We start from the raw sequence: 14,817 nt of genomic DNA on the forward strand, positions 1-14,817 counted from the left end.
GTATTGGCGACCCGGACAGCCAATGGACAGGCTCCCCAAGCGGCTCCTGTGGCCACGAAGGCACCCTCGAGACTCGAAGGATCGGTTAACTTGCGCGCCAAGCAGGCTCCAATCTCTCCGAACCTTTACGGCATGTTCATCGAGCACGGCGGCAACCTCATAAACCACGGGCTATGGGCTGAAATGCTCGATGACCGTAAATTCTTCAATCCAATCGACAGTTCACCAGATACGCCACTACCGACTGATGCCCAGGACGCCGCTCGTGCCCTTCGGATGCGCAGCCGGCGGTGGCGGCCGGTAGGTGCCGACCGCTTCGTGGTGATGGACAACGTATCAGCGTATACGGGCGCGCAAAGTCCCGAGGTGCTGACTGATGAAATCGAGGCGCACGGATTTGCTCAAACAGGGTTAGCGCTTGAAAAGGACAAAGCGTACGTAGGTCATATCGTAATCCGCAAGACACCTGGCGTTCGTGTACAGGCCACCTTGTCTTGGGGAGACGGGAGCGGGCAAAAACAGACGGTAGAGCTGGGACGTGTGCAGGCAGCCTATGCATCAATTCCACTTCAGTTCACTTCACAAGATGACACCGAACACGGAACGTTTTCTCTCACGGGGCTGGGCTCTGGTTCGTTTCATGTGGGCGCCGTTTCGCTGATGCCCGTAGACAATCTGGAGGGTTTTCGAAAAGATACGATCGCACGGCTCAGAGATCTTCATTCGGGTATGTGGCGCTTGCCCGGGGGTAATTACATTTCGGCATATGAGTGGCGCGGCGCTGTGGGCGACCGCGACCATCGAGCACCGAACTGGGATCCTGTGTGGGGCGCGGTCCAGCCAAATGACGTTGGAATGGACGAACTGATGACTCTGTGTCGTCTCATCGGAGTAGAGCCTTACATCACCGTGAATGCGGGCTTCGGTGACGCGACCTCCGCTTCCGACCAAGTGGAGTACATGAACGGGTCGGTAGCCACGCCGATGGGATCCTTGCGGGCGAAAAATGGGCATCCCGAGCCTTATGGGGTGAAACTTTGGAACGTCGGAAATGAACCATACGGCTGGTGGCAATTTGGTCACATGTCGATTCAGTACTACCCCTTCAAACACAACCTGTTCGCGGCTGCGATGCGCAAGGTGGACCCCAGCATCACGGTGATCGCATCGGGCGCGATGCTGGACGAGATGACCGTGCTGGGCAATGCCGCGTATACCGCTGGCGTAACGATGGCGATTCCGGGAACCGAAACCGATTGGACTGGTGGCATGTTAGCGAGCAGCATGGGCAATTTCGATGGAATCAGCGAGCATTGGTACGCGCGGATGGGCACCCGTTTCGACATCACGATTGCACCGTATGCGAGGAATGGAATTTCAACTCCACCACATCGCTGGGGCTACGTACCGGTGGAGGAGACGCAGGTGGAGTGGATTCGCCATCCATCCAACCGGGTACGCGAGAAAGCTGAAGAATGGGACGACTATAAGATTCGCTTCCCGGAGATTGCGAAGAAGAACCTATTTTTGTCGATGGATGAATGGGCATATACCGGCGGTCCGAGCAATCTAAAGCTGGCGCTGGCTTATGCGGAAGTGCTCCAGGAGATGTTCCGCCACACCAGTGACATGAAGATGTCGGCGTTCACGATGGGACTTTCGACGCTGGACTACAACAACACTCGCGCGGAATACAACGCGAATGGGTTGATGTTCAAACTTTACCGCGATCATCTCGCAAATATACCGGTGGAGTTGGATGGTAACTCACCACAGCCGGCACCCAAGTGGCCGATCGGCGGTGAGCAACCTAAGGTCAACGCGGGCAGTCCGACCTATCCCCTTGATGTGATTGCAACAACTACCGAGGACGGGAAGTTTTTAACCCTTGGCGTAGTGAACCCCACCAATAGTACGCAGTCACTGGTGCCGTTGGTGAGGGGAGGAACGCTCTCCACGGATGGAACTGTGTGGACACTTACAGGCCAGACCGTGACAGCGGTCAACTCGGTGGGAAAACCTGCGGAGGTCACCGTGACCGAGCAAGTGGTCAATGCCAAAGAGGATATATCGGTTGCCCCGATCAGTATCAACGTGTATCGGTTTGCAATCAAGCAGTAAGGGTTAGTCACGAAAGCAAAAGTGGATATGCAAGACAGTGTTGTTCTTTTCGAGGCAAGCCGGGATCTGAGGAGGCCCTCCCGTAGCCGAACATGCCGAGGGAAGGGCTCAACGATAACAGCGGAAACCCGCACAACGTGTAGTTATTCGAGAAAAACATATGAAACCCGAAGCTAAATTTGTATGTCGCGCGGAAAATCTCATTGAAAAGACCAGCAGCCAACTAATGCGGCTTCTCGGTTTAGCTTTGGTAGCGGCAACTCTTTGCGGCGTTGCAGTTGGCCAAGTCGCTACAGCAGATTTAACAGGCACGGCCACGGATTCAACGGGTGCGGCAATTCCAGGCGCGACTGTGACTCTCACGAACGTAGATACGCATGTTTCCCAGGTCGCGAAAAGTAACGGTGAAGGGGGTTTCGGTTTCACATTTCTCCAGCCGGGGCATTATTCCGTGAGGGTGGAGTCGCCGGGATTTAAAACGTTTGAAATTCCAGATATCGGATTGCAAGGTGGCGATCATGGTCGGGCCGACGCGGCCATGCAGCCCGGCGCCGTTGGAGAAACGGTCAAAGTTACGAGTGAATTGCCCTTATTGCAGGCAGACAGCTCGACGATGCAGACAACGATCGGTCAACAGGCTGCGGCTGATCTACCGTTGCCGACGCGCAACCTAACAAGCCTGATCACGTTTACAGCGGGAGCGAATGAGGCGTCGAATCCGAACGGATTGTCCAGCGGCGGTCGCCCGAACGACCGTCGTCAAACCAGCTCATTTTCAGTAAATGGCCAGCAGGACACGCTCAATAACGAGCTGATCGATGGCACTGACAACAACGAGCGTGTAATCGGAACGATCGGTGTGAAGCCGCCGATCGATGCGATTGAAGAAGTCACCGTGCAGACGAATGAGTACGCGCCCGAGGTGGGCCGCGCACCAGGCGGCATCATCAGCGTACTTACGAAGTCTGGCACCGATTCGCTGCACGGCTCCGCGTTTGAGTTCATAAAGAACACGGTGTTTGACGCGCGCAACCCCTTCAACCCAACTCCCAATGAGCTCACGCCGTTCAGTCCGAAAGCGGCATTGCGGCAGAACGATTTTGGTGGAAGCGTAGGCGGTCCAATCTTCAGAGGGCGAACTTTCTTTTTTGTAGCTTACGAAGGTTTCACGCAGACACAAGGGAAGAATCCAGTTTTGAATACAGTACCGACGCTGGCAGAGCAGGAGGCTGGTCCAGAAGGGATCAAGGATGCAGATCCGGCGACCGCGCCATATCCGGTAGATCCGATTGCAGTGAACTACTTCAAGTTCTATCCGCTACCGAACACGGGCGGAGCGAACGCGACGCAACTGAATTATGTGTATGTTCCCGTGAATACTCAAACTTCAAATATTGGAGACGCGCGCGTTGATCACCGTTTCAATAGTTCTAATTCAGTCTTCGGGCGATTCACGATGAACTATGTAAGCACATATATCGGAGCCAATATGCCTTCGGTTGACTTCAGTGGTCTGGTCCTGAGCCCAGGTAATGGCCCAAACGGATATAGCGGGCCAGCGCTGAACACTGCGTATAGCTATCAGCTCAACTACATCCATGTATTTACGCCCAACTTTCTGCTTGAATTGAAGGCCGCCTACGATCGTGTCAACAATACAGCGTCCGCACCGAACCAGGGAACGAATGCGGCGACAGCCTTCGGATTTCCGACGAATGTGAACTACGGACCGGCGAGCAGCGCTCTTCCAGTACTAACCTTCAGCAATAGCCTGTCGCCTCTCGGTGACAGCGAGTATGAACCGCTCCAAAACTTGACCGGAACCTATCAGTACTACGGAAATCTGAGCTATACACACGGCCGTCACACAATGAAATTCGGAGCAGTGTTGATTCGGCGGCAAGTGCGCGTCTTGCAAAGCATCAGCGCGAACAGCAACTACACATTCTCTGTTCCCGGCGACTCGACAACATCGGCTGGATTGGCATCGTTTTTGGTTGGAGCCTTCACCACCGAACAACGAACGGTGAACCTGAATACTCCTGATTATCGTGTTTGGGAACCCGGATTCTACGCCCAAGACACATGGCGTGTGAATGAGAAACTCACCCTAAATTATGGCGCTCGATATGACATATTTACGCCATTCACGGAAGCGCATAATTATCAATCCAACTTTGACCCCTTCAATGAGCAGCTCTACGTCGCGGGCGAGAATGGCGTCGGAGCAACGGCCGGGGTGCAGACAGACTACAGCAACTTTTCGCCGCGCGTGGGATTTGCCTATTCTGTCTTGCCTGGGACAGTAGTACGTGGTGGCTTCGGCATCAGTTTCTACCCAGGAACAATGACGACGATGGCTACCATGAAGAACATTCCCTTCAACTCAACATTTAATCCGAACTGCGGGTCAGACATAGCAGTGGAGATTGAGGCAGAGCGAGCGGCCGCAGGAAGCATCGCGGCGACGCAAGTACAGCCATTGTGCAGCACCATTCCGACTGCGCCAACAAGATTTGATCAGGGAATGCCAGTTCCGACCGTCCAAAACATCAACAGTCCGGGCCTTAGCTTTACGAGTGTCGATCGCCACTTGAAAAACGGCATGGCAGAACAATTCAACTTGATGGTGGAACGTCAGTTTCATCTGAACGTTTTCACCATTGCCTATGTGGGGGCGCTGGGTCGGCACGTTCCTGCGCCCCTATATGACATGAATGTTCCAAACCCCGCACTTTACACCCCCGCTGAGCTGGTCTTGCAGAATCGGCCCACCTTCGCGACCTACCCCAACATTGGGTCGGTCAAATACTGGACCGACGGCGGTACGCAGAGTTATCACGCGCTGCAATTGACGTTTCAGCGGCGATACTCAAACGGACTGAGCTTCCAGGCGAACTATACCTTTTCTCACGATATGGACAATGTTTCAAGCATCAGCAATGAAGGTGCGTCCGGCTTCGGCAACATGAATCCATATGACTATTCGTCAGTTGATTACGGCAATAGCGATTTAGACCTGAGGCAGCGCACAGCATTCACCGCGAGTTATGCATCAAGTTGGGGTAAGGGCTGGAATCGCTTCAGCCGAGCGTTGCTGACTGGTTACCAGTTCAATATTGTGTACATCTGGAATACCGGAAATCCGTTTACGGTTACCGACGCATCGACTACGTTCAGCCAAAGCGTGTTCAAGTCCGGATTGGGCGGCGGCACTGATCGGCCCATGCAGATCGCCAATCCGATCCTAAAGAATCCCGGGATCAACCACTGGTTCAATACGACAGCCTTTGTGCAGCCAGCTCCCGGCGTGATCGGAAATGAACGTCGGAATCAACTTTATGGACCTCATTTCCAGCATCTCGACGTTTCGATCTTTCGCAATTTTCGCATAACGAGCAGGGTCAGCCTGCAGCTCCGCGCTGAGTCCTTCAATCTAACGAACACACCTGCATATTACATCGCGGCCGGAGCGTCGCAGACCAACGCCTTCACTCCGTCATGTAGTTATACGCTGCACCCGGGAGCGCCAACGTGCACAGCGCCAGCGGCTCCAAATTCCGCATTCGGCAAAATCACTCAGACTAACCCTTCCTATTCCCCGCGGAACCTGCAGTTTGCTGCGAAGATCACGTTCTAATGCATTGACAGTGCGAAATGCCAGGTCGTCGATTCACGCGTCTTCAAATTCAATATCTCCCCACTACGTAGGAGTCAGAGGTTACGATGCCATTATATTCAAGAACTAGATCGCTGCTTCTCCTAAGCGCATTGTGCTGCCTTGGAGTTAGCGCATACGCTGCTTCGGACACGACGCTTCCTAACGGTAGTGAATTTCATTTCTGGGAGAAGCCGCTCACGTTTTCGAAGACCTACTACGTGAGTGCCTCCAACGGAGACGACGCGAATCCCGGCACGCAAGAGAGGCCTTTCCGAACTATTAGCAAAGCGGCGCAGGTGCTTCTGCCCGGGGAGCGGGTGGTCATCGCAGAAGGCCTTTACCGGGAGAGTGTCGATCCGGCGAGAGGAGGAACAGGACCGGACAAAGTGATCAGTTATGAGGCCGCTCCCAACGCTCATGTGATCGTGTCTGGAGCTGCAATCGTTACCGCATGGGAGCCTTCGACAGGCTTTACCTATCGTGGCCCCCATAAGGGCGACCCCCAAATTTTCCAAACCAAACTCGACGGCAATCTCTTTGGTGGCTACAACCCCTTCGGGCTCCTCAATGTCCCGCAACAGAAAGCGTACCTAGTATCGGTAGGGAATCATCCGCCGGGACAGCCGGGATACAACATGCCGTGGCTTCGCACGAGTCTGAATCTGGCGACCTACTACAGGCACCGCGGGCTGGTGTTCGTGGACGGTAAACCGCTCACTCAGGTCGATAATTTTGCAGATCTTGCAGATCCGGCTGGTCCTCCTCGGCCTGGGTCGCGCGCGGTGAACGCCACCATCGTTGAGGAACCGCAGAACAACCTCTATGACGAGATCGGCGGCGCCGCAGGACGCGTATGGATTGAGAACAACGGGATGGCATTGCACATCCGGCTCAACAACGATGCCAATCCGGAGGGTCACAAAATAGAGATCACGACGAAGGAGACAGTGTTCTCTCCGTCTCAGCGCGGTCTTGGATATATCCGAGTCAAAGGCATTGAGTTTCAATATGCGGGGAATGGATTCCCGATGCCACAGCGCGGCCTAGTGTCGACCAACCGGGGCCATCATTGGATCTTCGAAGACAATACGTTCGAGTGGGCGAACTCGATCGGTCTGGATATTGGCGACGAGGTGTGGGATGCAACGATGCCACCCGAAACTCTCGGCTTCGACGTCGTGCGTCATAATACCTTTCGATATTGCGGTATCGAGGGTCTAGGTGGAGCGGGAAATCCAGGGGGCTTACATGGCGTCCTCGTAGAGGACAACCTCTTCGAATGGATTGGCTGGCAAGATGCCGCGGGCATGTCCGAGTCGGCGGCGATGAAGTTGCACAACGCCGTGGATCTCCTGTTTCGAAGAAACGTTATTCGCCATATCAGGCATGCGAACGGAGTGTGGCTCGACACGGTGAATGAGAACACCCGTTTAACGGGAAACATCTTTGCAGACATCCCGGGTGAAATCAATCCACACGCAATTCATATAGAAGCAACCGCGTTGCCCAATGAGATAGATAACAACATCTTTTCCGGACTCACAGCCGGAGTGCTTATCCGCGACACAAACAACTTGATTGTTGCAAATAATTTGTTTCTTGATTGCCGAGCCGGGATATCGATGACCACCGGTCTAGCGGCGCCGCGCCTGATCGGAAGCTACGGCCACACGGCTGATGGATGGAACAACCAGATTTACAACAATGTCTTCCATTCGATCGGGCTAGAAGCAATTCAGTTCACTACAACAACTAACCACTCGGATGGCAACGTCTTCAGCAAAATGCCTTATTTTGGCGGGTACTTGAGAGTGACCGGGCCGACTACTTATCAGGTAGACGATGTCCCGGAGCAGTGGCTTGATCTGGCGATGTGGCAGGAAGAGCATGACTGGGACAAACACGGAAAAGTTGTTGACATAAAGGCGTCCTTTGATCCTGACACTCTAGAGCTCACTCTGACCTATCCCACGGATTTAGTGAAGCTTCCAGTATTCGATCATCTTGACACGGACTTCTTCGGACACACGACAGGCAAAGAAAGATTCCCAGGACCTTTCGCAGAAGAGATCACAGAAAAGCGAAACGTTGATCCGCGTCGATAGAGCCCAATCAGTAAAAACTACACCTGGCGTGGTCCAAGAGAGGACGTTTTTAATGCCATTTCTGTTTACAAAGCGGTATGGACGGTGTTGGTCATTGATCTTGTTGCTGCCATTGGTGACAGGAATAGCAGGCGCCCAGACGGTTGTGCACACAGATCCCGCGAAGTATCGGCACATCGAAGCGGTACATCAGGGTGCGGGTTCAATGGACTTCGGACCGCTTCTCGGTACCGACGCGCTGGACACGAATCTGATCTTCTTGCACCGAGGGGTCATTCAACCAAAGAGCGGGATCGGGGCTCACTTTCACAACCGATGCGAGGAAATGTTCATCATCCTCGACGGTGAGGCGCAGTTTACGGTTGACGGACGAACGTCGCTGTTAACTGCGCGCTCTGGCGCACCTGCACGGCTTGGCCATTCCCACGGCATCTACAACGCGACCGACAAGCCGGTGCAATGGCTCAATATAAACGTCGGACTAACGAAAATTTACGACATGTTCAACCTTGGAGATACGCGGGTCGGTGCTTCTCTAGATCCCGTCCCTACGTTTATCACCATGCATCTGGATCGCTCGCTCCTGAAAGATGTTCCCGCTTTTCGTGACGGGACCGGCACGGTGAAATACCGTCGCGTCCTGGAACCAAGTGTGTTTTTCACTTCGTGGTCTTATATCGATCACCTACTCCTTCCGCCCGGAACATCGGCGGGTCCGGATGCACAGCCTGACATGAGTGAGGTCTATTACGTTCTGGAGGGTAACGGTGAAGTTACCGTCGATGGCAAGACCGCGCCAATCAAAACGGGCGACGCGATTCCAGTCCGGCTAGGACAGCGAAAAGCGTTTGCCAACAATGGCAACGCTCCATTGGAGTTAATGGTGATTGGTGTGGCGCGCGACATGGCCGCCAAAGAAGCATTCATCCAGGCGACAATGCCAAAACGCTAATCCAGATTATTTGTGAAAGGGGTAGATATGAATCGTCGCTCGTTGTTTAGGCTGGGAGCGCTGTTCGGAGCGGGACGCTTTATTACGTTCGCCGCCCCTGCATGGGCGATGACGCCTCACGACACAGATGCAGCGCAACCGATCGTTCTATATTGCGATTTGGCTGTTGATCCGGCCCGCGAATCGGAAATGCTCGCCGGCTTTCATGACAAGTTCAAGCCGGCGGCCAAACAGTTCGATGGCTATGTTGACCTGAAGATGCTGAAGCTTCGTTCTGTGATCCAGGGAAGGCCGGCTCCTCCGAACGGGATCAATTACCGGTTTCAACTAACGTATGAGAGCGAAAAGAAACGCCAGCTTTGGATCCATTCCGATACCCACCAGAAAGTTTGGCCGCTGATCGAAGACACCGTAACGAATAAGGATTATCTAGTGCTCCTGACGGAGGCATGCTGATGCGCATGCTTCGCCGGGTTGGTTATGGGGCTTCCGCTTCTCTATTCGCAATTGCGCTCAATACTCCGATACAAGGAGGGGCGCAGATTGCGCCGTCCCCTTCACCCGCCATCGTGCGGTTGGACGGCGGACTGGATGCGTTGGTAGAACCTGGCGAGAAGATCACTCGAGTCGCGAGCGGATTTGAGTTTGTTGAAGGGCCCATGTGGCGCGAGGGTCGCCTTTGGTTTTCAGACTTGGTGGGAAATCGGATGTATGCGGTTACTCCGGATGGGAAGGTAACGCTGCTGATCGATCACGCGGGCGGCCTTAACCCCTCTCCCCCCGGCTCGTTCAGCGGCTCAAATGCGATGGCGACGGATCAGGGCGGAAGCGTTCTGATGCTTCAACACGGTTTGCGAAGGATCGTTCGCCTCGATAGTCAACTTAAAATGCATCCGTACCTCGAACGCTTCGAAGGGAAGCGATTCAATAGTCCCAACGATCTTGTATTTGATCGGGATGGAGCTTTGTGGTTTACCGATCCGCCCTTTGGCCTCGCGGGACTCGACAAGGACCCAGCGAAAGAGCTGCCCTTTAGTGGAGTGTATCGCTATACCGACGGGAAGTTGACTGCGGTGGTGCGTGATCTTCCTGAGCCTAACGGTATCGGATTTTCGCCCGATGGCAAAGTGATCTACATATCAAACTCAGGGCCGCAAAAGTTTGTGATGCGATATGACGTCGGCGTGAACGGCACGCTGACAAACGGCAGCAAGCTGATTAGCTACCCAGACGATCCGAACACGAACGTCCCCGATGGGTTAAAGGTAGATTCGGTCGGAAACATCTGGAGCACAGGGCCGGGGGGAATTCGGATTCTCACCCCAGCAGGCAAAGTGCTGGGTCAAATCAAACTGCCTGAAGTAGCGGCGAACCTGGCGTGGGCAGAAGACGGCAAAACCCTCTACATAACCGCCACGCACAGTATTTATCGGTTGCGAACGAAGATAGCGGGCGAGATGCCGGTCTATGGAAAGTAAGAACGGAATGCAAGGAGTTAGGGTGCATCAGCAACGGGTCAAGTGCGCGGCAAGAGTCGTTTGCGCGGTCGCGATTCTGGCGGCAATTGCAGTGTTTGCGGCTCCAGTTCGAGATGTAGCTTATGGTCAGTCCCATGAAAAATCAAAACAAAATTTGGGCTGGGGAGTCTACGGTGGCACACCCGACAATACTCACTACTCGCCGCTTGCTCAGATCAACAAGGGAAACGTGGCACAGCTCAAGGTGGCTTGGAGCTATGACACCGGCGAGATCGGGGGTCTGGAAACGAACCCGTTGATCGTGAAGCGCGTCGTCTACGGATATTCTCCTCAAAAGAGTGTGATTGCGCTCGACGCTCTGACTGGTAAGTTGATTTGGAAATTTTCATCTGGAGTACATGGCGCGCGACCGGAACGTGGTGTCTCGTATTGGGAACATGGAATACATCCCCGCATCTTTGCGCCGATCGCAAATTATCTTTACGCGCTTGATGCGACCACGGGTAAGCCAATTTTGAGCTTCGGCGACTCTGGCCGCATCGATTTGCGCGAGGGGCTTCGCGACGACCCTAAGACCGTCTCGATTTATGCAACCAGCCCAGGCGCAATTTACAAGGACTTAATCATTATCGGTGGCGCAGAGCCGGAGCAACTTCCCGCTGCTCCAGGAGATATCCGGGCATTCGATTGCCTCACCGGTAAGCTGCGCTGGACGTTTCACACCATCCCCCATCCTGGCGAATTCGGTTACGAAACCTGGCCGAAGGACGCATGGAAGTACAGTGGCGCGGCCAACAACTGGACCGGCATGACGATTGACCAGAAGAGGGGGATTGTCTATGTGCCGACAGGCTCACCAGCAACAGACTGGTATGGAGCGGATCGAATCGGCGACAACCTTTTTTCTGACTCTGTTATCGCGCTGAACGCTTCCACAGGTGACCGGCTATGGCATTTTCAAGGCATTCATCACGATCTTTGGGACAGGGATTTTCCTGCCCCTCCGGCGTTAGTAACGCTGCGACGCAACGGCAGGAACATACCGGCCGTTGCGCAAACCTCGAAGCAGGGCTATCTGTACGTTTTCAATCGGACCGACGGCACGCCGCTTTTTCCGATGAAAACTCAGCAATATCCCGCGAGCACAGTGCCCGGTGAAATCACGGCTTCTGAGCAGACCCTGCCCGCGATGCCGGAGCCATTTGCCAGACAAATTTTGACCGAGGACATGCTCACCAACCGAACCCCCGAAATCCACGAGTGGGCCTTGCAACGCTTTCGCTCCATGATTAGCAACGGCCAGTTCACTCCGAATCGGGTGGACAAAGATACCGTCATGTTTCCCAGCTGGATCGGTGGGGCTGAATATGGCGGTCCCGCCTTCGACCCTAAAACCCACATCATCTATATCAACTCCAATGACACCGCTTTAACCGAAAGTCTCGCAAAGGGTGCCGCAGGGAACACTGGGAAGGGAGCCTACCTCCAACAGTGTGCGTCGTGTCATGGGCAGCTGCGCACAGGTTCGCCGCCGGCCATACCGTCGCTTATCGGGGTGGAAAAGAAGATGAGCGCAGACCAAATGGAAGATTTGTTAGACCATGGCCGCGGTCGCATGCCCTCGTTCTCTAACCTGGAAGTGGCAAAGAGGAAGAGTATCGTTAACTACCTGTTGCAGCGCGAGACCGATGAAGGTTCGGCGGGAACCGCGACCTCTGGCTACAACACAACGGGCTACAAGATGTTCGTTGACCCTGATGGATATCCCGCAGTAGCGCCCCCATGGGGCACACTGAGCGCCATCGATCTCAATACGGGTGCCTATCTATGGAAGATTCCATTCGGAGAGTATCCCGCGCTGGTCGCGAAGGGCATGAAAGATACCGGCACGGAAAACTTTGGTGGCCCCGTAGTTACCCGAGGCGGTTTGCTGATTATCGCTGCCAGTGTCTATGACAGGAAATTACGAATCTACGACAAGTCAACGGGCCACCTCCTTTGGGAGACACAGCTCCCGTTTTCCGCCCTTTCGACGCCGTCCACCTATGCCATTGATGGAAAGCAATACATTGTTGTGGCTTCGGGAGGCGGACGCGACCACAGTACGCCTACCGGCGGGGTGTATGTGGCATTCTCACTTCCTTGAAGCCTGGAACGCGCGACTCGGGTAGGGCGTTTTCTAGACATCCAGATCAAAGGAGAAGGTTATGTTAAATCGACGACAGTTCCTGGCATCTGGAGCAACAGTGTTCGCAGCCAAAATGATGGCGCAAAAATTACAATCGCAAACAGGCGAACCCGTAGCAACGAACGGCGTGGCAATCGCGCAGCCGAGCCTCCAACCGGCGGATCACATGCTGACAATCGGACCCTGCAGTTTGGAGATCTCTCCTGGGGTGGTGGTTAAGACGATTGGGTATAACGAGAGCGTGCCGGGACCAATGTTGCGATTGAAGCGTGGCGCTCCGGTGTCGATCGATGTCGTGAACAAGAGCGGCCATTCGGAACTCGTACACTGGCATGGATTACCGACGGACGTGGAAAACGACGGTGCGATGGAAGAGGGCTCGCCGATGATCGCTGCAGGTGCGACTCAGCGCTATCATCTGACGCCTGAGCCAACCGGGACCCGGTGGTATCACACCCACGCTTCCGCTTACGACGACCTCTCGCTCAGCACGTACACCGGTCAATTTGGATTTCTGATTGTGGAAGGAGGACAAACCTTTGGCAGCTACGATCAGGAATTTTATCTCGCGATCCATCACTGGGAGCCCTCTTTTGTCCCGATGGCTTCGGTGATGCAACAAAGTTCGGCGAATCATCCAGCGACTTCGGGCTCGGATGTTGGCTACCAGTACGCTACGGTCAATGCACACCGTCTGGGCGCGGGCGCGCCGCTGCAGGTGAAAGCGGGCGAGAAGGTGTTGCTCCATCTATTGAACGCGAGTGCGACTGAGAATGTAGTGCTTTCGTTGCCTGGGCACACGTTCAAAGTGCTTGCGATGGATGGCAATCCGGTTCCTTCGCCGCAAGCGGTGGAGGTGCTGTCGCTGGGGGTGGCAGAGCGCATTGACTGCCTGGTCGAGATGAGTCAGCCGGGGGTTTGGGTGCTGGGTGCGACGCTGCAGAAGTCTCGCGAAATGGGTTTGGGAATCGTGGTGGAGTATGCCGGGAAATCGGGTCCGCCAGTATGGAAAGATCCTTCGGCCACGGTATGGGATTATTCGGTCTTTGCGTCTTCTGCGGCCGCGCGGGAGCCGGACAAGATATTCGACTTGAAGTTCATGGATATTGGGCCGCTGAATGATTCGAAGTTCGATACCTGGACGGTGAATGGGAAATCGTGGCCAGACGTTGAACCGCTGCTCGTGGAAAAGGGAAAACGGTATCGTCTCCAGCTTCAAAACCTCGGTGCGGACCAGCATCCAATACACCTGCACAGGCATTCATTCGAAGTGGTTCGTATCAACGATAAAGCTGTAAGCGGTCTGATGAAGGATACGGTAAACATGATGCCGCTCGACCAAATTTCGGTGGACTTCATCGCAAACAACCCGGGAAACACACTCTACCATTGCCATATGCAACTGCACATGGATTACGGTTTCATGGGATTGATCAAGTATGTCTAGACGTCGGGGGGTTCGTCCTGAGTCAGTCGCTCCGTTTTGCTCTCGCGGTCACGCTTGTGAGTTTCCGAGGTACCCCACGACCGCGCCGGACTGGAATCCCTTTCTCGCGGGGCGCGCTGCCGGCAGTGTCGCGATAGCGCAGTAGAGCTGCATTGAGATGTGCCTGCATGGCTTGCCGGGCAGCGGATGGATCACCACGGCCAATCGCCTGGAGAATTGCTTTATGTTCATCAAACGATAAGGGTATGGCGTGGTGCAGGGACAGGACACGCGACATGCCATGTGCGAGCTGCGTGCGAATCATCATGATCATGTCCCACAAGAGCTTGTTCCCAGAGGCTTCGGCGATAGCAGTATGGAAGTCCAAGTCGTTGCTAGTGAACTGTTTTGGATCAGACAAGGTTTCGCGCATCCGTTCAACCAGAGATTCCAACTTTTCCATGGTGACTTCGCTATGGTCGCGCGCAACGCTGGCGGCAGCAATGCCCTCGAGACCAATGCGGACCTCGAGCAAGTTTTCTATGTCGTGCTTTTCCGAAATCAGCCGCCATTCAAGAATCTTAGCCAGAAACTTCTGCCCGTCCTGAGCAACTGAGGTGCCTCCGCCGACGTAGGCGTCGAGCACTCCGACAATGGCGAGGCAGCGCATTGCTTCGCGCAAGGAAGAGCGGCTCGCGCCAAACGCTATGCAGAGTTCCCGCTCCGACGGAAGCCTCTGCCTGGGCTTCAATTGCTCGGTGGCGATGAGGTTCATGATCTGATTTGCGATCTCTTCGCTAATCGATGTTTTTTCTACTCGCCGAATCTTGGAGTTCGTTTGATCCGGCGGCGCTGTGCGCTTCGGCATGTGGCAAAGTTCCTCTGC

General features: G+C 54.5%; 9 protein-coding genes. 8 read left to right on the forward strand and 1 reads right to left on the reverse strand.

What is annotated here, in order from left to right; all coding sequences use genetic code 11:
- Window positions 1-90 precede the first annotated feature (90 nt).
- The 8 genes from GSQ80_RS21790 to GSQ80_RS21825 all read left to right on the forward strand — a co-directional run bounded on the left by GSQ80_RS21790 (window position 91) and on the right by GSQ80_RS21825 (window position 13,952).
- The gene (locus GSQ80_RS21790) at window positions 91-2,121 is read left to right on the forward strand and encodes an alpha-N-arabinofuranosidase (RefSeq protein WP_254059846.1); all 2,031 of its coding nucleotides are present in this window, start codon (window positions 91-93) and stop codon (window positions 2,119-2,121) included.
- A gap of 226 nt (window positions 2,122-2,347) precedes the next feature.
- Window positions 2,348-5,761, forward strand: a complete 3,414-nt coding sequence (locus GSQ80_RS21795) for a TonB-dependent receptor (protein ID WP_256369929.1) — start codon at window positions 2,348-2,350, stop codon at window positions 5,759-5,761.
- Window positions 5,762-6,000: 239 nt separating this feature from the next.
- Window positions 6,001-7,887 carry a right-handed parallel beta-helix repeat-containing protein gene (locus tag GSQ80_RS21800; RefSeq protein WP_158789739.1) on the forward strand — a complete coding sequence of 629 codons (1,887 nt, stop codon included), beginning with the start codon at window positions 6,001-6,003 and terminating at the stop codon, window positions 7,885-7,887.
- 94 nt (window positions 7,888-7,981) lie between these two features.
- Window positions 7,982-8,839, forward strand: a complete 858-nt coding sequence (locus GSQ80_RS21805) for a cupin domain-containing protein (RefSeq protein ID WP_254059848.1) — start codon at window positions 7,982-7,984, stop codon at window positions 8,837-8,839.
- 27 nt (window positions 8,840-8,866) lie between these two features.
- Window positions 8,867-9,295, forward strand: a complete 429-nt coding sequence (locus GSQ80_RS21810; protein WP_158789741.1) for a hypothetical protein — start codon at window positions 8,867-8,869, stop codon at window positions 9,293-9,295.
- Window positions 9,295-10,317: an SMP-30/gluconolactonase/LRE family protein gene (locus GSQ80_RS21815; RefSeq protein WP_254059849.1), complete on the forward strand. Its 1,023-nt coding sequence runs from the start codon at window positions 9,295-9,297 to the stop codon at window positions 10,315-10,317. Before GSQ80_RS21810 ends, GSQ80_RS21815 begins: the two co-directional genes overlap by 1 nt.
- Complete coding sequence (locus GSQ80_RS21820) at window positions 10,307-12,463, forward strand: pyrroloquinoline quinone-dependent dehydrogenase (protein ID WP_158789742.1); 2,157 nt, start codon at window positions 10,307-10,309, stop codon at window positions 12,461-12,463. Before GSQ80_RS21815 ends, GSQ80_RS21820 begins: the two co-directional genes overlap by 11 nt.
- Window positions 12,464-12,524: 61 nt before the next feature.
- Window positions 12,525-13,952, forward strand: coding sequence for a multicopper oxidase family protein (locus GSQ80_RS21825; protein ID WP_254059850.1), 1,428 nt, complete (start codon window positions 12,525-12,527; stop codon window positions 13,950-13,952).
- A 22-nt stretch (window positions 13,953-13,974) separates the two neighbouring features.
- Here GSQ80_RS21825 and GSQ80_RS21830 read toward each other — a convergent pair whose 3' ends face one another.
- A complete protein-coding gene (locus GSQ80_RS21830) occupies window positions 13,975-14,799 on the reverse strand; it encodes a FadR/GntR family transcriptional regulator (protein ID WP_158789743.1) in 825 nt (274 codons plus the stop codon).
- Window positions 14,800-14,817: the final 18 nt, after the last annotated feature.

This window comes from Granulicella sp. L46, from assembly GCF_009765785.1.
In the GTDB taxonomy this organism is placed as follows: Bacteria; Acidobacteriota; Terriglobia; order Terriglobales; family Acidobacteriaceae; genus Granulicella.

Coding starts and splice junctions, on each gene's coding strand:
- GSQ80_RS21795 (WP_256369929.1), top strand. CDS start 2,348: ATGCGGCTTCTCGGTTTAGCTTTGGTAGCGGCAACTCTTTGCGGCGTT.
- GSQ80_RS21810 (WP_158789741.1), top strand. CDS start 8,867: ATGAATCGTCGCTCGTTGTTTAGGCTGGGAGCGCTGTTCGGAGCGGGA.
- GSQ80_RS21815 (WP_254059849.1), top strand. CDS start 9,295: ATGCGCATGCTTCGCCGGGTTGGTTATGGGGCTTCCGCTTCTCTATTC.
- GSQ80_RS21820 (WP_158789742.1), top strand. CDS start 10,307: ATGGAAAGTAAGAACGGAATGCAAGGAGTTAGGGTGCATCAGCAACGG.
- GSQ80_RS21825 (WP_254059850.1), top strand. CDS start 12,525: ATGTTAAATCGACGACAGTTCCTGGCATCTGGAGCAACAGTGTTCGCA.
- GSQ80_RS21830 (WP_158789743.1), bottom strand. CDS start 14,799: ATGCCGAAGCGCACAGCGCCGCCGGATCAAACGAACTCCAAGATTCGG.